This is a genomic window from Streptomyces sp. 891-h, assembly GCF_022760275.1.
Taxonomy (GTDB): domain Bacteria; phylum Actinomycetota; class Actinomycetes; order Streptomycetales; family Streptomycetaceae; genus Streptomyces; species Streptomyces spirodelae.
On record NZ_CP050693.1, the window covers coordinates 4,090,735 to 4,110,241 of the forward strand.

The following is a 19,507-nucleotide window of genomic DNA, read 5'->3' on the forward strand; positions in this document are numbered from 1 at the left end:
CTATGTGGGAGTGATCGCGGGGAGAGGGGCCGGGGTGACGCGCCTCGGTCGCCGTTCGTCTCGGATACCGGACGCAAGGTCTCGCGCCTGCGTACCCGGCGACGTGGGCTGCGCTTGCCAGCGCAGGGGAGGGCGGCACGCGCCCCGTCAGGGGCGCGGGGAACTGCGCGACCAGCCACGACGTACCCGCAGCCTGCGACGCGCAGCGAGGGGCAGCCTCTGCTCAGCCGGCCAGATGGACATCCGTGCCGGACATGGAGACGTCCACCCCGTCCTTCGTGGTCTCGACCTTCTCCAGCTTCAGCCCCTCGGGCAGCCGGTCGATCGTGCGGTCGAAGTCGATCTTCTTGCGGATCGCTTCCTCGACGCCGGGGATCTTCGAGCCGGGAACCTCGTCGGCGTGCAGCCGCACCGTGTTGCCGCCCGTCACACTGACGGTGCTGTAGACGCTCCGCTCCAGGGTGCGGCCCACCATCGGCAGGGCCACAGCGGCGCTGACCTTCACCTGGTCCTTGCCGGAAGTGCTCTTACCGCCGTAGCTGACCCGCACGCCGTCGTCCGCCGCCTTGGTCAGATCGGCGTAGGACAGATGCACGGTGCCGGTGGCCCGCTCGGCGACCGCGGAGCCGAAGTTGTTCGACAGCTTCACGTCCCGGGCCTCCATGCTCACCTTGCTCAGCCGCACCTGGCGGTCGCTGGTGGTGGCGGTGACGCCCTCGACCTCGACCTTCACCTTGTCCAGGTCCTTGGCGAGCACCTGGGTCAGGAAGGGGAAGCCCTCGATGGACACGGACGGTTCGCCGGACGAGGCGGAACCGAGTTGGCCCTTCAGCTTCTTCGCCACCTCGTCCTCCGCGAGGTTCACCGCGACGCGGTCGGCCGCCACGAAGAGCCCGGCGAGTACCACCAGGATCACAAGCAGTATGCGAAGTGCGCGCATCGCGTCCGTATCCCCCCAGGAGTCGGCTGGCCACGAGCCGGTCGGCCAAGTCGGCCGGCTAGCTGCGAGCGTAACCCGCAAGGAGCGGTATCAGGCCAGGGGCTGGTGTGACGGACGAGGCCGGTGGGGCGTTGTTACAGCAGGGTGCGGCCCAGCAGATACAGCGCCGGAGTGGCCAGGGTGAGGGGGAGCGCGACGCCCGCCGTCATGTGCACGAACCGGGAGGGCCAGTCGTAACTGGCCACCCGCAGCCCCAGCAGCGCGCAGACGCCCGCGCCCAGGCCGGTCAGCACGCCCGTCACCGTGTCCACCCCTGTGAGCTGGCCCGTCGCGGCTCCGGCCCCCGCCGCCGCGGCGAGCGCGAACAGCACCGAGACCGGGCCGGGCAGCGGAACGACGCGTGCGAGCGTTCCCACCGCGACGGCCGCGGCGCCCACCGTCACGGCGTCGGGCTCGGTGGGGAGCAGACCGGCGGCCAGCACGGTCAGACCGATGGCGGCGAAGCCCGCGGTGAGCGCGTACAGGCGCTCGTCGGGGCTGGAGTTGTTGCGCAACTGCAGCACGAGCGAGAGCACGCACCAGACCCCTGCCGCGCCGAGCAGCACCGTGGGCGCGTTCGCCGAGCCGTCGGTCAGCAGCAGCCCGGCGTCGGCCGAGAGCCCCGCCACGAACGCCAGCGCGATGCCCTGCCGGGCCGGCCACATTCCGTTGAGCCGGTACCAGCCCGCCGCCGTCAGCGCCTGGAGCAGTACGAGGGCGCCGGCGAGCGCGCCCTGCCCCAGCGGCGCGGTGACCGCGAGCAGCGCCGCCAGCACCGTGGTGACGGCTGCGGGCTGGAACCCCGGTGCGATGATCGGCGACCCGGTGCGCTGCCGCGCCCCCGACGGCGCCGAGGGCACACCGACGGCCTCCGGGCCGGGGCCGGGCTGCGGCTGCGGGGCCGGGGCCGGGGCCGGGGCGGGCGCCTGCACACCGTAGGGCTGCGGCTGAGGCTGGGGCCCCGGTTGCGGCTGCGGTTGCGGCTGTGGCTGGGCTTGGGGCTGAGGCATCGGCAGTGGTTCCGAGCGGTCTTCCGGTGGGAGGGGTCCGGGCGCCCCGGGCCAGGGCGAGCCGGTGGGTTCGGGCAGCGGCTGGTGCGCCGGTGGCGCCTCGTGCGGCAGTACGCCGTCCCAGGAGGCCCCCTGCGACAGCTGCGGCGGCTGCGGGAGGTGGGGCGGCGGAGGCGCGTCGGCCCGGGTCACTTCATAGGTGACGTCGTACGCCGGGGACACCGGGTCATACGAGGCGTTGTACGCCGCGTCGTACACCGCGTCGTACGACGCGTCATACGTCCCGTCCTGGCCCGCCGGGTAAGAGCCGTCATACGCGTAGGAGCCGTCATACGCGCCCCGGTGCGCCCCGTAGGGCTCCTCGTGCCGGCCGTCGTTCATCGGGCCCCTCCGGCGAACGGGGGGAGGACCTCGACGGTGCCGCCCTCGCTGAGCTGAACGGTCTCGTGGGTGCGGGTGCCGACCGGGTCGCCGTCCACCAGGAAGGAGCAGCGCAGCAGTACGCGTGCGAACTCGGGCCGCTCGGCGTGCCGCTCGCGGGCGCGCCGTAGCGCGTCCGCGAGGGTGCCGGCGTCGTACGGCTCCTCGGCGGTGCCTGCCGCGGCCTTCGCCGCCGCCCAGTAGCGGATCGTGCCGCTGGCCATGGTGGGTCCCTCTCAGCCGTCCGTGCCCTCGGTGGCGTCCTGTAGGTGATCCGGTGTGCGGCTTACATGATGGGCCCTCGCGGCCGGTGCTTGTAGCCGGGTCGCCGCCCAGTCGCCGATCCGGTCCAGCAGTTCGGCGTCGGCGGAGTTCTCCGCGTGGCCGAAACCGGGCAGCAGCCACAGCTCGGACGCTTCCGGGTCCGCCGCCTCGGCGAGCGCGAGGGGATGGTCGACCGGGAAGTAGGGGTCCTGGTCGCCGTGTACGACCAGCAGCGGTACGGGGGCGATCAGCGGGGCCGCGGCCACGGGGGAGAGGGGGACCGGGTCCCAGTCCCGGTGGTGGACGCGGGTGCGGAGCCCGTAGCGCGAGACCAGGCGTCCGAGGGGGTGCTGGATGGCCCAGTGCAGCCGCCGCATCGGCGCCGTGCCCCGGTAGTACCAGCGCGCGGGTGCGCTGACGGCGACCACGGCGTCGGCGTACGCGTCACTCCGCGCGTCTCCTCCCTCCCGTGCGCCGCCCCGGGCGGGCGTGCGCGCGACTGTGCGCCCCCTGTGCATCACCGGATCGGAGGTTGACGCTGGGTGACCGGCTGAGTGCCCGGTGCCGCGCTCGGCGCCGGGCTCGGCGCGGTGCAGCGCCCCGTGCCGCAGCACGACGGAGCCGCCCATCGAGAAGCCGACGGTCGCCACCCGGCGGTGTCCGAACGTACGGGCCCACGCCACGGCGGCCGCCAGGTCCAGCACCTCCCGGTCACCCACGGTCGAGCGCCCGCCCGAGCGGCCGTGGCCCCGGAAGGAGAAGGTCACGACGGCCGCGTACCGGGTGAAGGCGGTGGCCGCGCGGCGCAGCGCGGGCCGGTCGAGGGAGCCGGTGAAGCCGTGCGCCACCACGATCACGCCCGGGTCCCCGGCCGCGTCGGCGCCGGTGGCTCCGCCGGCCCCGCCCGCGTACGGCTCGTACTCGGCCTCGATGCGGACCCCGTCCGCCGCCCGCAACACGGTGCGAACCGCACCCATAGGGAAACTCTCCGTAACGGTCTGCTGGTGATCGCGAGCGACATCACATGCCGCTCGGTCCCTCGTCCGGGTATTCTGCTCTGCAAGCAGGATCCGGGCAGCGTCGCCCCCGGGTCCTTTTGTGCTTTCTGGGGGTCGGGGCCGGTGGGACAGGCCGCGGCCCGGCCCTCGGGCAGTGCCGTACGAAGCAGTGCCGCCATATTCCCCCGGGCCACGTCCCGGGTGGCGCCCGGGACGCGGGGCGCCAGGAGGGAACTCGACGTCATGGGCAAGCGAACCGTGCAGAACCGAGACCGGAACCGAGGCCGTTCGAAAGCGCACCAACCACGTGGCACGTGGGCCCCCGCGCAGAGGGGTGTCATCGCATGAGTTCACTGCTTCTTCTCACCAACGCACTCCAGCCCTCCTCCGAGGTGCTGCCCGCGCTGGGGCTGCTCCTGCACAACGTGCGGGTCGCCCCCGCCGAGGGGCCCGCGCTGGTGGACGCGCCGTCCGCCGATGTGATCCTCGTCGACGGGCGCCGCGACCTGCCGCAGGTCAGGTCGCTGTGCCAGCTGCTGCGCTCGACCGGGCCCGGCTGTCCGCTGATGCTGATCGTCACGGAGGGCGGGCTCGCCGCCGTCACGGCGGAGTGGGGCGTGGACGACGTCCTGCTGGAGACCGCGGGGCCTGCCGAGGTGGAGGCCCGGCTGCGGCTGGCCACCGGCCGCCAGCAGATCGCCGCGGACGACAGCCCGATGGAGATCCGCAACGGTGATCTCTCGGTCGACGAGGCGACCTACAGCGCCAAGCTGAAGGGCCGCATCCTGGATCTGACCTTCAAGGAGTTCGAGCTGCTGAAGTTCCTCGCGCAGCATCCGGGGCGGGTCTTCACCCGCGCCCAGCTCCTCCAGGAGGTGTGGGGGTACGACTACTTCGGCGGCACCCGCACCGTGGATGTCCATGTGCGGCGGCTGCGCGCGAAGCTCGGGCCCGAGCACGAGGCGCTGATCGGGACCGTCCGCAATGTGGGCTACCGCTTCGTCGCTCCCGAGAAGGCGGCCGAGAAGAGCGAGGGCTCGGCCGAGTCCGTCGCGGATGAGGCGGAGCGTGTCACGCGAGAGGCCGCCGGGACTTCCCGCCGCAACGGCGACTGACCACGGCGTACCTGTCCGGCGGTGCCGAGCGACCCGCACTGCGGGTGGGTTCGGCACCGCCGGGTACGTACGCTTCGGCTGATCGCCGTCGCGGCGGGGAAGAGGGTGGCTCATCCCGCGTAGACTCTCGGCGTGGCCAAGGTGACGCGGGACGACGTGGCGAGGGTGGCGGGGACCTCGACAGCCGTTGTCAGTTATGTGATCAACAACGGTCCCCGTCCGGTCGCGCCGGCGACCCGCGAGCGGGTGCTCGCCGCGATCAAGGAGTTGGGATACCGCCCCGACCGGGTGGCGCAGGCCATGGCGTCGCGGCGTACCGACCTCATAGGGCTGGTCGTCCCGGACGCCCGCCAGCCGTTCTTCGCGGAGATGGCGCACGCCGTCGAACGCGCGGCGGCCGAGCGCGGCAAGATGGTGCTGGTCGGCAACTCGGACTACCTGGACGAGCGCGAGGTGCACTATCTGCGCGCTTTCCTCGGTATGCGCGTCTCGGGGCTCATCCTGATCAGCGCCGGGCCCAGCGAGCACGCGGCCACGGAGATCGACGCGTGGGACGCCCGCGTCGTACTGATGCACCGGCGGCCCGAGGCCATCGACGACGTCGCCGTCGTCCTCGACGACATGGGCGGCGCCCAACTGGCCACCCGGCACCTGCTGGAGCACGGGCACGACTACGTGGCCTGCCTCGGCGGGATGGAGTCCACGCCGAAGCACGGGGACCCGGTCACCGACCACGTCGAGGGCTGGAGCCGGGCGATGAGGGAGGCGGGCAAGTCCGTCGAGGGCCGCCTCTTCCAGGCCCCGTACAACCGGTACGACACCTACCGGGTCGCGCTGGATCTGCTGCGCGGCCCGGACCGGCCCACCGCGCTGTTCTGCGCCACCGACGACCAGGCCATCGGCGTGCTGCGCGCGGCGCGTGAGCTGGGCATCGACGTGCCCGGCGAGCTGGCGGTCGCCGGGTTCGACGACGTGAAGGAGGCGGGGCTGACCGATCCCCCGCTGACCACCGTCGGCTCGGACCGCGAGGCGATGGCGAAGGCGGCCGTCGACCTGGTGCTGGACGAGTCGCTGCGGATTCCCGGTACCCGCAACGGCGGGGTTCCCGGCAGCAAGGGCCGGGTGCGGCAGTTTCCGTCCGGGCTCGTCATCCGCCGCTCCTGCGGCTGCGACCCGGCATAACTCGGGGGTTTCTCAGGGCCTCTTCAGGGAGCTCTCATCTTGCGGAGCCACCCTCAGGGGCATGGAGAACTTCGAGCGGGAGAACCCGCAGCACGCGCAGCACCCGCAGGGCACAGCCTCCTTCGGCGCCGTGCCGCCGCCACCGGCCGAGCCTCCGTACGCCGCGTTCCCCACGCAGGAGGGCGGCCGCCCGCGGCGGCGCCGGATGCGGCGGCCCGCCGCGCTGCTGAGCGCCGTGGCGCTGGCCGCAGCGGTGATCGGCGGAGGCACCGCGTACGGCATGGAGCAGCTGCTGGGCGGCGACGGCGGGACGAGCGTGGCGGCGCCCACCGCCAGCGGCAGCAACGCGACAGCGCAGGGCAAGGTCTCCCAGGTGGTGGAGAGCGTCAAGGACAGCGTGGTGGAGATCAAGGCGACCAGCGGCTCGGGGCAGTCGACCGGCTCGGGCGTCATCATCACCAAGGACGGCCAGATCGTCACCAACAACCATGTCGTCTCCGGCGCCGACTCCGTGAAGGTCACCTTCAGCAACGGCAAGAGCGCGGAGGCGAAGGTGAGGGGCACCGACGCCGACAAGGACCTGGCGCTGCTCGAGGTGGACGGGCAGAGCGATCTCGAGCCCGCCGCGCTCGGCGACTCCGACGCGGTCGGCGTCGGGGACCAGGTGGTCGCCATCGGCTCGCCCGAGGGCCTGTCGAACACCGTGACCAGCGGCATCGTCTCCGCCAAGGACCGCGAGGTGAAGGTCCCCAAGTCGGACGGCGACCAGAACGAGCCGCAGGGCGGCCGGGGGGACGGCGACGGGTGGCCGTTCGAGTTCGGCGGCGGCCAGTACAACGGCGGCGTCCAGGGGGAGACCACCACCTACAAGGCCATTCAGACCGACGCCTCCCTCAACCCGGGCAACTCCGGTGGCCCGCTGTTCAACATGGCCGGGCAGGTCATCGGCATCAACTCGGCCATCTTCTCGTCCGGTTCGGGCGGCGGACAGGCGTCCCAGGCCAGTGCGGGCAGCGTCGGGCTCGGCTTCGCCATCCCGGTCGACGACGTGAAGCAGGACCTGGACTCGCTGCGGAACGGCGGTGCATGACGCTCCCGCTGGTGAGGGCGGTGCCAAGCTGGTGACCATGCCCGCCGAGACGCAGACGAAACAGACCATCCTCGTCGTGGACGACGAGCCCGCCGTCCGTGACGCGCTCCGCCGCAGCCTGAGCTTCGAGGGGTACGAGACACTGCTGGCCGCCGACGGAGCCGAGGCCCTGGAGAAGGTGGCCGAGCACCAGCCCGATCTGATCGTGCTCGATGTGCTGATGCCCCGGATGGACGGGCTGACGGCCGCGCGCAGGCTGCGGGCCACCGGGGTGCGGGTGCCCGTACTGATGCTGACAGCGCGCGACACCGTCGGCGACCGCGTCACCGGGCTGGACGCGGGGGCCGACGACTACCTCGTCAAACCGTTCGAACTGGACGAACTCCTCGCCCGCGTCCGCGCCTTGCTGCGGCGCAGCTCCTACGCGCGCGCCCAGGCGCAGGCCGAGGCGGCCCAGGAGCCGGAGACGCTGACCTTCGCCGACCTGCGGATGGACCTGCTCACCCGGGAGGTCACCCGGGGCGAGCGGCCTGTGGAGCTGACGCGTACCGAGTACACGCTGCTGGAGATGTTCCTGGCCCACCCGCGTCAGGTGCTCACCAGGGAGCAGATCCTCAAGGCCGTCTGGGGCTTCGACTTCGAGCCGTCGTCCAACTCGCTGGATGTGTATGTGATGTACCTGCGGCGCAAGACCGAGGCGGGCGGCGAGCCGCGCCTGGTGCACACGGTGCGCGGCGTGGGCTATGTGCTGCGGGACGAGGCGTGAGCTCTCCGCGCAGCGCGCTGTTCCGGCTGCGGCGGCGGAGCGCGCGGGCCGTCTCCATGCCGCTGCGCGGACGCCTGGCGCTGCTGGCCGCCACCACGGTCGCGCTGGCGGTCGCCGCCTGCGCGCTGGCCTGCTGGTTCCTGGTACGCGCGCAGCTGCTGGACTCCCTGGACGACTCGCTGCGTGACACCTCCGTCTCGCCCGCCACCGTCGTCGACCGGGTGCAGTCCGGGCAGTGCACCCCGCCCGACCGGCCCGCGCCCAACCCCTTCGGTGCCACCGTGCAGGTGGTGGACACCTCCGGCGGCAGCTGCGTGATCGTCGGGCGGAAGCTGGATGTGACCGACGCGGATGTGCGGGTGGCCGAGCGGGGCCGGCGCGAGTCGCTGCACACGGCGCGCGCCACCAACGGCACCGAGTACCGGGTGCGCACCACCCCCGTGGCGGGCACCAACCTCGCTGTTTCGGTGGCCCGGCCGATGGCCGAGATCGACGAGTCGCTGCGCAACCTCGCGCTGATCCTCTCCCTGGTCGGCGGCGCGGGTGTGCTGGGTGCGGCGGGCGCCGGCGTCGCACTGGCCCGCGCAGGGCTGCGGCCCGTCGACCGGCTCACCGAGGCCGTCGAGCACATCGCCCGCACCGAGGACCTGGCAGTGCGCATCCCGACGGACGGCCACGACGAGATCGCCCGGCTCTCCCGCTCCTTCAACGCCATGACCGAGGCGCTGGCCTCCTCGCGCGAGCTGCAGCAGCAGTTGATCGCGGACGCGGGCCACGAGCTGCGCACCCCGCTGACGTCGCTGCGCACCAATATCGATCTGCTGGTGCGCAGCGAGGAGACCGGGCGGGCGCTTCCCGAGGAGGACCGCAGGGAGCTGCTGACGTCAGTGCAGGCGCAGATGGCCGAGCTGGCGGACCTCATCGGCGACTTGCAGGAGCTGTCGCGTCCGCAGGCCGCGCCCGAGGCGGGGCCCGAGGCCGAGGGGAGCGTCCAGGAGCCGGGCGCTCCCGCCCGCACGGAGGTCGTCGGGCTGCACGAGATCGCCGAGCGCGCCGTGGAGCGGGTCCGCCCGCGCGGCCCGCGGCTGACGCTGACGACGGACCTTGATCCCTGGTACGTACGAGCCGAACCGGCGGCTCTGGAGCGGTCCGTGGTCAATCTGCTGGACAACGCGATCAAGTTCAGCCCCGAGGGCGGCACCGTGCACACCCGGCTGCGCGACGGCGTACTGACCGTACGGGACCAGGGCCCGGGGGTGCCCGCCGACGAACTCCCGCACGTCTTCGACCGCTTCTGGCGCTCCCCCTCGGCGCGGAGCCTGCCAGGATCGGGCCTCGGCCTGTCGATCGTCGCCCGCACCGTGCGGCAGAGCGGCGGCGAAGTGCGGCTCCAGCAGCCCGCGGACGGCGGCCCGGGGACCGAGGCGGTACTGCGGCTGCCCGGAGCCCCCACCCCGCCGCCCACCGGGGCGCCCGGCTGAGTTCACGGGACGGGCGGGATGGGGGGACGGGCGGTCCGTTCGCGCGCGTTCGGCCGTAGGGTCGTTCCCATGAGTGACGTGGATGTTGTGGACGAGGTGTCCGCGGAGGGCGTACGAGAGGTCCAGGCGCTGATCGACGCAGCCGCACGGGAGGACGGCCAGCCCGCCGTCTCCGAGCAGGGCCGGCTCCAACTGCGCGGCGGCGCGCGCCCGGGCGTACGCCATCTGCTGCTGCGCGACGGCGACGGGGTCCTGGCCGGTTACGCGCAACTGGAGGACACCGACCCGGTGGAGGCACCCGCCGGGGAGCTCGTCGTCGCACCCACGCGCCGCGGCAACGGCTTCGGCAGGCGGCTCGGACAGGTGCTCCTGGAGCAGTCCGGGCGGCGGCTGCGGGTCTGGGCGCACGGCGGTCACCCGGCGGCCCGGCACCTGGCGCAGAGCCTGGGCATGACCCTCTTCCGCGAGTTGCGGCAGCTGCGGCGCCCGCTCGCCGGGCTCGACCTGCCCGAACCGTCACTGCCCGAGGGGGTGACGATTCGGGCCTTCCGTCCCGGGGAGGACGACGCCGCCTGGCTGGCCCTCAACGCCGCCGCCTTCGCGCACCACCCCGAGCAGGGCAATCTGACCCAGCGCGATCTGGAGGACCGCAAGGCCGAGCCCTGGTTCGACCCGGTCGGCTTCTTCCTCGCCGAGCGGGACGGGCGCCTGATCGGCTTCCACTGGACGAAGGTGCACTCGGCCGAGGAACTGGGCGAGGTCTACGTTCTCGGGGTCAGCCCCGAAGCCCAGGGCAGCGGCCTCGGCAAGGCTCTCACCGCCATCGGCCTGCGGTACCTCGCCGAGGAGCGCGGACTGCCGACCGCCATGCTCTACGTCGACGCCGACAACACCGCCGCCGTCCGCGTCTACGAGGGCCTCGGCTTCCGCACCCATGAGACGGACCTGATGTACCGCACGGAGACGTGAGGGCTGCGGCCGAAGGAGCGAGGGCGAAGGCCGACGCCTACCCTGAAATCAGAGAAGTTCATCCCGCTTTGTGCCGTTCCTCGCTCCGGAGGCACTCATGACGTTCGTCCAGTTCATCGACTGCAAGACCGGCAATGTCGATCAACTCGACAGGCTGATGGACGACTGGGTCGAGGCGACCCAGGGCAAGCGGACCGCCACGCACTCGATGGTCGGGCGGGACCGCTCGGATTCCACCCATGTCGTCGAGATCGTGGAGTTCCCGTCCTACGAGGAGGCGATGAAGAACTCCCAGCTGCCCGAGACCAACCGCATCTTCCAGGAACTGGTCGCCGCCTGCGACGAGGCGCCCACCTTCACGGACCTCGACGTCGTACGGGACGACCAGCTCAACAAGCTCGTCGTCAGCCGCTTCTTCGAAGAGGTCGTCAACGCGGGCGACCCGGACGCCGCCGACGCACTGTGCACCGACGACTACCAGGAGCACGACCCCACCCTCTCCTCCTACGACCTGGACCTCGCCCAGGCCAAACGGGAGAACGCCGAGATCATGGGCGCCTTCAACCCCACGGTCACGGTGGAGAGCATGATCGCCGAGGGCGAGCTGGTGGCCTGCCGGATGACCTACCGGGGCCGTCACACCGGCACCTACCAGGGTCTGGAGCCCACCGGCCAGGACGTCAGCGGCACCATGCACGCCACATTCCACTGCCGGGGCGGCAAGATCGCCGAAAGCTGGTGGAACTGGGACGACCTCGGCCTGCTGCGCCAGCTGGGGGCCCTGGAGATCTGAACAGCCCAGGGTGGCGGCCCACCGGCAGGCCACCCGGGGCACCCCGCGATGCCATGTCGACGTAACCGTTGATTCAAACTCTCGTGCGAGCCTCGCGGAATGGCCCGGTCCTCCCTGGCAGAGAGCCTCCCAGCGCAGAGCATCGACAATGGCGGTATGACCGACCCCGGCAAAGTCACCAGCAACGTCCTCGGGGCGAGCCCAGACCTGGGCCTGGACCCGGACCTCGACTCCGACGCCGATGTGTACGAGGGCGGCCGGGATCTCCCGGGCGGCACGGTGGCCGCAGACCTGCCCGACGACCGCTTCCTGGACCGGGAACAGAGCTGGCTGGCGTTCAACGAGCGCGTGCTCGAACTCGCCGAGGACCCCGAGACGCCACTGCTCGAACGCGCGAACTTCCTCGCGATCTTCGCCGGCAACCTGGACGAGTTCTTCATGGTCCGCGTCGCGGGCCTCAAGCGCCGGATAGCGACCGGTGTGGCGACCCGCAGCGCCTCGGGGCTCCAGCCGCGCGAGGTGCTGGAGGGCATCTGGAACCGTTCACGGGAGCTCATGGCCCGGCACGCCGCCTGCTACCAGCGGGAGATCGCCCCGGCGCTGGCCGCCGAAGGGCTGCACCTGATCCGCTGGGCGGAGCTGACCGAGGCGGAACAGGCCCGGCTGTTCACCCTCTTCAGGCGGCAGATCTACCCGGTCCTCACCCCGCTCGCCGTCGACCCGGCGCACCCCTTCCCGTACATCTCCGGGCTGTCGCTCAACCTCGCCGTGGTCGTCCGCAACCCCGTCAGTGGGCACAACCACTTCGCACGGGTGAAGGTGCCGCCGCTGCTGCCGCGCTTCCTGGAGGCGTCGCCGCACCGCTACGTCCCGCTCGAGGACGTGATCGCCGCGCACCTGGAGGAGCTCTTCCCGGGGATGGAGGTGCTGGCGCACCACATGTTCCGGGTGACGCGGAACGAGGACCTGGAGGTCGAGGAGGACGACGCGGAGAACCTGCTCCAGGCCCTGGAGAAGGAGCTGATGCGGCGCCGCTTCGGCCCGCCCGTGCGGCTGGAGGTGGAGGAGTCCATCGACCCGTACGTCCTCGACCTGCTGGTCCGCGAGCTGAAGGTGAGCGAGGCCGAGGTCTGCCCGCTGCCGGGGCCGCTCGATCTGACCGGGCTGTCCGGGATCGCCTCGGCCATGGACCGGCCCGAGCTGAAGTACCCGAAGTATGTGGCCGGCACCCACCGGGACCTCGCCGAGGTCGAGTCGGCCTCGCCGCCGGACATCTTCGCGGCGCTGCGCCAGCGTGACGTACTGCTGCACCACCCCTACGACTCGTTCTCCACCTCCGTGCAGGCGTTCCTGGAGCAGGCCGCCGGCGATCCGGACGTGCTGGCGATCAAGCAGACGCTGTACCGCACCTCGGGCGACTCCCCGATCGTGGACGCGCTGATCGACGCCGCCGAGTCCGGCAAGCAGGTGCTCGTCCTGGTCGAGATCAAGGCACGGTTCGACGAGCAGGCCAACATCAAATGGGCGCGGAAGCTGGAAGAGGCGGGCTGCCACGTCGTCTACGGGCTGGTCGGGCTCAAGACGCACTGCAAGCTGTCGCTGGTGGTGCGGCAGGAGGGCGAGGTGCTGCGCCGGTACGCGCACGTGGGCACCGGCAACTACCACCCCAAGACGGCGCGGCTGTACGAGGACCTGGGGCTGCTCACCGCCGACCAGCAGGTCGGCGCCGACCTGTCCGACCTGTTCAACCGGCTGTCGGGGTACTCACGGCGGGAGACCTACCGCCGACTGCTGGTCGCCCCCCGCTCGCTGCGGGACGGGCTGGTCTCCCGTATCCAGCGGGAGATCACCCACCACCGGGCCGGACGCGAGGCGTACATCCGGATCAAGGTCAACTCCATCGTGGACGAGACCGTGTGCGACGCCCTGTACCACGCCTCCATGGCCGGCGTACCGGTGGAGGTGTGGGTACGCGGCATCTGCGCGCTGCGCCCCGGGGTTCCGGAGCTGAGCGAGAACATCAGAGTGCGCAGCGTGCTCGGCCGGTTCCTGGAGCACTCGCGGGTCTTCTGCTTCGGCAACGGAGGCGAGCCGGAAGTGTGGCTGGGCAGCGCCGACATGATGCACCGCAACCTCGACCGGCGGATCGAGGCGCTGGTGCGGGTCACCGACCCCGCGCACCGCGCCTCCCTCAACCGGCTGCTGGTCACGGGGATGTCGGACACCACGGCCTCCTGGCACCTGGGCCCGGACGGCGAGTGGACCCGGCACGCACACGACGAGAACGGGCAACGGCTGCCCAACGTCCAGGAAATGCTGATCGAGGGGCGGCGGCGCAAGCGCGGTCCGGCGGCGACGTGACGCACGGGGCGACCGACGCGCGCGGCGCGCGGAAGGGGACGTGATGGGACGGAGCCGGGACGCGGTGGCCGGTCCGGGGCGCGGCACGGGGGAGCCCGCGCAGCCCGCCGGCACGGGCACGGCAGGGGGTACGGCGACACAACCGTCCCCGGGCACGGCGACGGACGCGCGCGCCGGTACGGCGACGGAAGCGCCTGCCGGCACGGCGACGGACGCGTCCGCCGGGACGCTCACCGGCTCGGCCGCCGAGGTGCTGGGCGGCTATCTGCACGAGCGTGCCGCCGAGTTCCTGCGCGGCCTGCGCGCCCACGCGCAGAGCACGGGTGCCCCGGGCGGAACGACCGTGGGGGGCGGCCAAGGCGGCGCTGCCGGTGCGGCGGACCCCGCCCGCGCCGCCTCCTCCGTCGAGACCCTCCGCTGCGCCGCCCGTCGGCTGAACGGGGCGCTGGTCACCTACCGCTCGCTGCTCGACCCGGCCTGGGCCGACAACCTGCGCACCGAACTGAGCTGGCTGGCGGGCGCACTGGCCCGCGAGTACGCCTACGCGGCCCGCCTGGAGCGGCTGCTGAGCGCCCTGCACCGGCTGGCCAGCGGCGCGGGCAGCGGCCGCGAGGGCTCCGAGACCGGGGTCCGCGCCGTGGGCACGTCCGTCCCCGCGCCCAGCGGCGCCCGCCAGGCGGCCGGGCCGGCCGGGGGCCGGAGCGGCGGGGCCGCCACGCGCGAGCGGGGCGCCCTCCCGGTGGGCGCAGCCCGCGCCGGTGCCCTCCTGGAACGCCAGCTGACGCTCTCCCGTACCCGCGCACACTCGGCGGCGCTCCAGGCGCTGGGCTCAGCGCGCTTCCACGCCGTCGCCGACGCGGTCGCGCTGCTCGCCTCCGAGGCGCCGTTCCGCCCGGGCGGCGAGGGTGCGGGGCGGCCCGCCGCGGCCGTACTCCCTCCCCTGGCCGAACAGGCGCGCCGCCAGCTCACCGAGGCCGTCGCCGCGCTGCCCCTCTCCCGCGCCGGAGCCCCGTACAACGCGGACGCGCTCGCCCGGTCGCTGGCCAGCGAGGCCAGGCAGGACGCGGCCTGGGACCAGGTGCGGGTGCTGTTGCGGCTGCACCGCTACGCCCAGGAGGTGCTGGGCCCGCACGCCGAGGCCGACCCGCGGCTGCGCCCCGCGGGTGAGGCGCTGGAGCGGCACCATGAGGCTGCTGCGGCGGCTGCGGCTGCGGCATCGGCCGCCGCGACCCCGCGGATTGCGCCGGCCACCGCGTATGCGCTCGGCGTGCTCCACGCCGACCAGCGGCACGAGGTGGAAGCCGCCCGCTTCACCTTCGGCCACCATTGGACCTAGTCGGCGCTGGGAGACGAGCCCCGTCAGGGGCGCGGGGAACTGCTCCCCCAACCTTCGGCCGGGAGGTGCCCCCACAGCCACAACGTGCCCGCAGTCCGCAGACCACCGCAAGGGGCACCCCCTCAGCGGGGCACCCCTCACCGGGGCGCCACCGCAGGCCACCGCACCGTCACCTCGCCCTGGCGCCACCGGCGCGGCCCATCGGCCAGCGGCCAGTCCGCCGACAGCGCGCGTACGGCCCGTATCCAGCGCTGCCGCGCGCTGAGGGCGCCATAAGGGGCGGCCGTCGCCCACGCCCGGTCGAAATCCCTGAGAAACGCATGTACCGGCTCACCGGGCACATTCCGGTGTATGAGCGCCTTCGGCAACCGCTCGGCCAAGTCGGAAGGCGCGGCCAGGGTGGCGAGCCGGGCCGCGAAGGTGACCGTTCTGGGCCCCTCGGGGCCGAGCGCCACCCACACATGACGGCGCCCGATCTCGTCGCAGGTCCCCTCGACGAGCAGCCCTTCCGGCGCCAGCCGGGAACACAGCTGCTGCCAAGCGGGCCCGACCTCGGCCTCCGGATACTGGCGCAGCACATTCGCGGCCCGTATCAACGTCAATCCCTGACGCCCACCCACCGGCAGCTCGAAGCCGCCGCGTACGAACGTGAGTCCGGCGCGCTCGTACGGGCGGGCAGCCGCCACCCGCTCCGGGTCTATCTCGACGCCGTACACCCGCGCGTCCGCGCGCACCTTGCCCAGCCTCTCCAGCAGTTCGACGGCGGTCCATGGGGCTGCGCCGTAGCCGAGGTCGACGGCGGTCGGCGGGGCGGGGGAGCGGCGGAGCGCCGGGCCGAGCGCGGCGGCGATCCAGCGGTCCATCCGCCGCAGCCGGTTGGGGTTCGTCGTACCGCGCGTGACCGTTCCGACCGGGCGGGACGGTGCGGGGACACGCGGCGGGGACGACGGCGGACACGACGGCAGGGACGACGGCATGGAGCCGAGGATACGAGCGGGGCGCCGGTAATCGGATTGTCACAGTTCGGCAAAGTGCTGGGCGAATCGGGAAGACGAGGCAACCTTTCCGCTGTTCCCCGTCGAGGGCCGCACCCGACACGGCCCCGCACCACAGGTCCCGTATTCGCACCGTGTCCCGGACCGCACCGTCCGCAACGGAGGAGGCATCGGAACCGTGAGCCACCACGCGTCCCGGCTCGGTCAGCGGCGCGGCGGCCGCTCCGCGCTGCCGTACCAGCCCAGGACCCCGTTGCTGCGCCTGTCAGGACCCCGCCGGGCGCGCCGGGTCGCGATGCTGAGCGTGCACACCTCCCCGCTCCACCAGCCGGGCACGGGCGACGCGGGCGGCATGAACGTCTACATCGTCGAACTGGCGCGGCAGCTGGCCGCGCAGGGCACCGAGGTGGAGATCTTCACCCGGGCCACCACCGGCGCTCTCGAACCCACCGTCGAGCTGGCCCCCGGCGTCCTCGTACGGCACATCGACGCGGGGCCCTACGAGGGCCTGTCCAAGGAAGAGCTGCCCGCACAGCTGTGCGCCTTCACCCACGGGGTGATGCAGGTGTGGGCCGGGCACCGGCCCGGCTACTACGACCTCGTGCACTCCCACTACTGGCTGTCCGGGCACGTCGGCTGGCTCGCCGCACAGCGCTGGGGCGTCCCGCTGGTGCACGCCATGCACACCATGGCCAAGGTCAAGAACGCGGCGCTCGCCGCCGGGGACACCCCCGAGCCGGCGGCCCGCGTCATCGGCGAGCAGCAGATCGTGCGCGCCGCCGACCGGCTGATCGCCAACACGGCCGAGGAGGCGGGCGAGCTCGTCCACCACTACGAGGCACCCGCCGACCGGACCGCCGTCGTCCACCCCGGCGTCAACCTCGGCCGCTTCCGGCCGGGTGACGGCCGGGCCGCGGCCCGCGCCCGCCTCGGCCTGCCCCAGGAGGCGCTCATCCCGCTGTTCGCCGGCCGCATCCAGCCGCTGAAGGCCCCCGACGTGCTGCTGCGCGCCGTCGCCCTGCTGGTCGACGAGGACCCGTCGCTGCGCCACCGGATGGTCGTCCCCGTGGTGGGCGGGCCCAGCGGCAGCGGCCTGGCCAAGCCGGAGCGGCTGCAGAAGCTCGCCGCCAGGCTCGGCATAGCCGACCTCGTCCTCTTCCGGCCCCCGGTCGGCCAGGACCAGCTCGCCGACTGGTACCGGGCCGCCTCCGTGCTGGTCATGCCGTCCTACAGCGAGTCCTTCGGGCTGGTCGCCGTCGAGGCACAGGCCTGTGGCACCCCCGTGGTGGCCGCCGCCGTGGGCGGGCTGCCCGTGGCCGTACGGGACGGCACCAGCGGCTACCTGGTCGCCGGGCACGACCCCGCCGAGTACGCCCGCGCGCTGCGCCGCTTCGCCGCCGACCCGGGACTGCCGCAGCAGCTGGGCAGCGCGGCGGCCCGGCACGCCCAGGGCTTCGGCTGGGACGCCGCGGCGCACTCCACCGCCGACGTGTACGCCGCCGCGTTGCAGGAACGGCGTCGTCGCCTACGATCGCCGCATGGGTGACGTAGACGCTGAGGACGCTGCCGGCGCGGCGCGCGCGGCGATCGAGCAGGCACTGAGGGACGCCGAGCTGGAGTGGGAGAGCCCGGCGGACGGCACGTACGTCGTCACGCTCCCGGGCACCCGCAAACTGCAGACCACCTGCTCCCTCGCCGTCGGTGCCCACTCCCTCTCCGTGAACGCCTTCGTCGTCCGCAACCCGGACGAGAACCACGCCGCCGTGCACCGCTGGCTCTTGGAGCGCAACACCAAGCTGTACGGCGTCGCCTACGCCGCCGACCAGCACGGCGACATCTACCTGGTGGGACGCCTTCCCCTGGCCGCCGTCACCCCGGAAGAGGTCGACCGGCTGCTGGGCAGCGTCCTGGAGAACGCCGACGGCTCCTTCAACACCCTGCTGGAGATGGGCTTCGCCACCGCCATCCGCAAGGAGTACGCCTGGCGCACGTCCCGCGGCGAGTCCACCCGCAACCTGGACGCCTTCACCCACCTGACGGAGCGCAAGCACTGACGCAGTCGGGCCTCAACTGGGCCAGGTACCGGTCAACCGATGGACCGTGGTGGCCCCACCACGGTCCACCGCGGCCTTCACCGCGGCGAAGATCGCCCCCTGCAAGGTCGCGGCCAGCAGAATCTCCCGCCAGCCGTGCTCCCGATCCGTCGCGCCGGGCGCCTCCTCCTCGTGTCCGGTGGCCCGCCACACCTTCTTGAACGCCGCGCCGGCCAACGCGCCGCCCCCAGCGCCCAGCAGCATGCCGACCGGCTTGTAGGCGATCTTGACCGCGTTCATCCATGCCTCCTGTGCCGCGCGAGGAAGAGGATCACCACGAACAGCGCGCAGCCCGCGGCAACCGGCACGGCCGCGGCGGCCGGATTGCCACGCGTCGTCTCCGCCGCGTGCTGCGCCCTGTTCCTGAGCTCGGCGGCCTTCTGCCGCCCCTGCGCCTTGAGGTCGGCGCGCGCCGCCAGCGCCTCGACGGTCTCGCCGAGCTCCCGGCGGGTCTCCTCCACCTGAGCCCGCAGCTCCTCCGGGCCCGGCGCGGGCCCGTGGCCGTTGGTGTGGGTGCTGTGCGTCATCGGTGCGACCTCTCCTTCACCTCGGCCATATCGGCCTTCAGGCTCTCGACGGTCCGCTCCGGTGTGGGTGGAGTGGCCTTGCCGATCTGGCTCTTGCCGAGCGCGGCCAGCGCACCGGCCACCACGGCCAGTACACCGGTCACCACCAGGGCCGACAGCCACAGCGGCAGCACGATGTCCAGCGCCACGATGGCGGTGGCGGCGAGCGCCTGAAGAGCGATGAAGCCCATCAGTCCGGCACCGCCGAACATGCCGCCGCCGATGCCGAAGCGCTTGCCCTTCTGCTGCATCTCGATCTGCGCCAGGCGCAGCTCCTGCCGTACGAGCTGGGAGAGCTGCCCCGAAGCCTGCTGCACCAGGTGGCTCACCGACTCGTCATGGGCCGCCTCCCTGCGAGGCGGGGCCTCATGTGTCGTGGTCATGGCCGACTCCATTCGACTGGTACGTCTGTACGCCGTCTCTCGTGGGTCACCCGGTCCCCGTCGGTACCCCCACCCTGTCGGCTTATGCGACCGCTCCCTGGATGAGTACGAGTACGGATGGCCTGCGGCGGAGCACGGTCCGTAGGTTCCCTGCCATGGAGACCACCAGCCCCGAACCGCCCTCTGAGTCCCTGACCGGCGAGAACCTGGACGGCCCTGGCGTATCGGAGAACGGGAACGACCCGATCGCCGAGCACCGGCGCACGTCCGCCGAGTGGCTGGGCTTGATCTGCCTGGCGGGCTTGGTGCTGCTCTTCGGCGCCTTCGTCTACGTGTTCGGTCCCCTGCTGGCCATCTCCTGCACCGACTGCCAGGACGGCGTCCGCGGCCCCCTGAAGTTCGAGGGGGCCCTGCTCGCCGTCGCCTTCTACGCGGTCCCGTTGGCGACTCTCGGCTCGCTGATCGCCCTCTTCACCTCCCGCCGGGGTGCCCGCGCGGGCGCCATCGGTCTGGGCGCCCTCCTGCTGCTCCTGCTGACCGAACAACTCCTGGGCGGGATCACCGCCTGACGCGGGGGCCCCGGCGCTTGAGCCGTGGCCCGGCGAGGCGCTACCGCCTCCGGCCTCCCGCCCACCCCCTTACGGGCGGACGGAACCCCCAACTCCACTGTCTTCAGGGCGTCTTGGGAGCGTCATGAGTACGTGAG

The 19,507-nt window shown here is 72.7% G+C and carries 20 protein-coding genes; 12 read left to right on the forward strand and 8 right to left on the reverse strand.

The annotated features are described in order from the left end of the window. Positions 1-223 precede the first annotated feature (223 nt). The 4 genes from HC362_RS17840 to HC362_RS17855 form a co-directional block, all read right to left on the reverse strand. Entirely contained in the window at positions 224-940 is a 717-nt protein-coding gene (locus tag HC362_RS17840; protein WP_243084919.1) for a DUF2993 domain-containing protein, read from the reverse strand. 134 nt (positions 941-1,074) lie between these two features. Further along, complete coding sequence (locus HC362_RS17845; RefSeq protein WP_243084920.1) at positions 1,075-2,370, reverse strand: hypothetical protein; 1,296 nt, start codon at positions 2,368-2,370, stop codon at positions 1,075-1,077. Beyond that, on the reverse strand, positions 2,367-2,633 hold the full coding sequence (locus HC362_RS17850; RefSeq protein WP_209266776.1) for a MoaD/ThiS family protein: 267 nt from the start codon (positions 2,631-2,633) through the stop codon (positions 2,367-2,369). The genes HC362_RS17845 and HC362_RS17850 overlap by 4 nt, the downstream gene beginning before the upstream one ends. Positions 2,634-2,645: 12 nt before the next feature. Then, positions 2,646-3,650, reverse strand: a complete 1,005-nt coding sequence (locus tag HC362_RS17855; protein ID WP_243084921.1) for an alpha/beta fold hydrolase — start codon at positions 3,648-3,650, stop codon at positions 2,646-2,648. Positions 3,651-4,015: 365 nt separating this feature from the next. On the opposite strand from HC362_RS17855, the gene HC362_RS17860 reads away from it, so the two are divergent. From HC362_RS17860 to HC362_RS17900, 9 genes are all read left to right on the forward strand, one after another. After that, positions 4,016-4,786, forward strand: a complete 771-nt coding sequence (locus tag HC362_RS17860; protein ID WP_243084922.1) for a response regulator transcription factor — start codon at positions 4,016-4,018, stop codon at positions 4,784-4,786. A 132-nt stretch (positions 4,787-4,918) separates the two neighbouring features. Further along, the gene (locus HC362_RS17865) at positions 4,919-5,968 is read left to right on the forward strand and encodes a LacI family DNA-binding transcriptional regulator (protein WP_209266773.1); all 1,050 of its coding nucleotides are present in this window, start codon (positions 4,919-4,921) and stop codon (positions 5,966-5,968) included. 61 nt (positions 5,969-6,029) lie between these two features. Continuing rightward, positions 6,030-7,058, forward strand: a complete 1,029-nt coding sequence (locus tag HC362_RS17870; RefSeq protein ID WP_279240117.1) for a trypsin-like peptidase domain-containing protein — start codon at positions 6,030-6,032, stop codon at positions 7,056-7,058. Positions 7,059-7,095: 37 nt separating this feature from the next. Next, the gene (locus tag HC362_RS17875; RefSeq protein ID WP_243084923.1) at positions 7,096-7,824 is read left to right on the forward strand and encodes a response regulator transcription factor; all 729 of its coding nucleotides are present in this window, start codon (positions 7,096-7,098) and stop codon (positions 7,822-7,824) included. Between the two features lie 56 nt (positions 7,825-7,880). After that, a complete protein-coding gene (locus tag HC362_RS17880) occupies positions 7,881-9,305 on the forward strand; it encodes a HAMP domain-containing sensor histidine kinase (RefSeq protein ID WP_243088677.1) in 1,425 nt (474 codons plus the stop codon). Positions 9,306-9,374: 69 nt separating this feature from the next. Next, positions 9,375-10,274: a mycothiol synthase gene (gene mshD / locus HC362_RS17885; RefSeq protein WP_243084924.1), complete on the forward strand. Its 900-nt coding sequence runs from the start codon at positions 9,375-9,377 to the stop codon at positions 10,272-10,274. A gap of 97 nt (positions 10,275-10,371) precedes the next feature. After that, positions 10,372-11,067 (forward strand): ester cyclase, encoded by a 696-nt coding sequence (locus HC362_RS17890; protein ID WP_243084925.1) that lies wholly within the window; start codon positions 10,372-10,374, stop codon positions 11,065-11,067. A 156-nt stretch (positions 11,068-11,223) separates the two neighbouring features. Further along, complete coding sequence (locus HC362_RS17895) at positions 11,224-13,428, forward strand: RNA degradosome polyphosphate kinase (RefSeq protein WP_243084926.1); 2,205 nt, start codon at positions 11,224-11,226, stop codon at positions 13,426-13,428. Positions 13,429-13,471: 43 nt separating this feature from the next. Next, on the forward strand, positions 13,472-14,764 hold the full coding sequence (locus tag HC362_RS17900; RefSeq protein WP_243084927.1) for a CHAD domain-containing protein: 1,293 nt from the start codon (positions 13,472-13,474) through the stop codon (positions 14,762-14,764). 137 nt (positions 14,765-14,901) lie between these two features. On the opposite strand, the gene HC362_RS17905 is transcribed toward HC362_RS17900, so the two are convergent. Then, a complete protein-coding gene (locus tag HC362_RS17905; protein ID WP_243084928.1) occupies positions 14,902-15,741 on the reverse strand; it encodes a class I SAM-dependent methyltransferase in 840 nt (279 codons plus the stop codon). Positions 15,742-15,988: 247 nt separating this feature from the next. On the opposite strand from HC362_RS17905, the gene mshA reads away from it, so the two are divergent. After that, a complete protein-coding gene (gene mshA / locus HC362_RS17910; protein WP_243088678.1) occupies positions 15,989-17,305 on the forward strand; it encodes a D-inositol-3-phosphate glycosyltransferase in 1,317 nt (438 codons plus the stop codon). Next, positions 17,298-17,813: a YbjN domain-containing protein gene (locus tag HC362_RS17915; protein WP_243084929.1), complete on the forward strand. Its 516-nt coding sequence runs from the start codon at positions 17,298-17,300 to the stop codon at positions 17,811-17,813. Before mshA ends, HC362_RS17915 begins: the two co-directional genes overlap by 8 nt. A gap of 12 nt (positions 17,814-17,825) precedes the next feature. Here the strand turns inward: HC362_RS17915 and HC362_RS17920 are convergent, their stop codons facing one another. The 3 genes from HC362_RS17920 to HC362_RS17930 are packed head-to-tail and all read right to left on the reverse strand — an operon-like array spanning position 17,826 to position 18,801. After that, complete coding sequence (locus HC362_RS17920; protein WP_243084930.1) at positions 17,826-18,092, reverse strand: DUF4235 domain-containing protein; 267 nt, start codon at positions 18,090-18,092, stop codon at positions 17,826-17,828. Beyond that, entirely contained in the window at positions 18,089-18,379 is a 291-nt protein-coding gene (locus HC362_RS17925; protein WP_243084931.1) for a DUF3618 domain-containing protein, read from the reverse strand. Before HC362_RS17925 ends, HC362_RS17920 begins: the two co-directional genes overlap by 4 nt. After that, positions 18,376-18,801 (reverse strand): phage holin family protein, encoded by a 426-nt coding sequence (locus HC362_RS17930; protein WP_243084932.1) that lies wholly within the window; start codon positions 18,799-18,801, stop codon positions 18,376-18,378. The genes HC362_RS17925 and HC362_RS17930 overlap by 4 nt, the downstream gene beginning before the upstream one ends. Positions 18,802-18,956: 155 nt before the next feature. Between HC362_RS17930 and HC362_RS17935 the strand changes: the two genes are divergently transcribed. After that, the gene (locus tag HC362_RS17935; protein ID WP_243084933.1) at positions 18,957-19,370 is read left to right on the forward strand and encodes a hypothetical protein; all 414 of its coding nucleotides are present in this window, start codon (positions 18,957-18,959) and stop codon (positions 19,368-19,370) included. Positions 19,371-19,507: the final 137 nt, after the last annotated feature.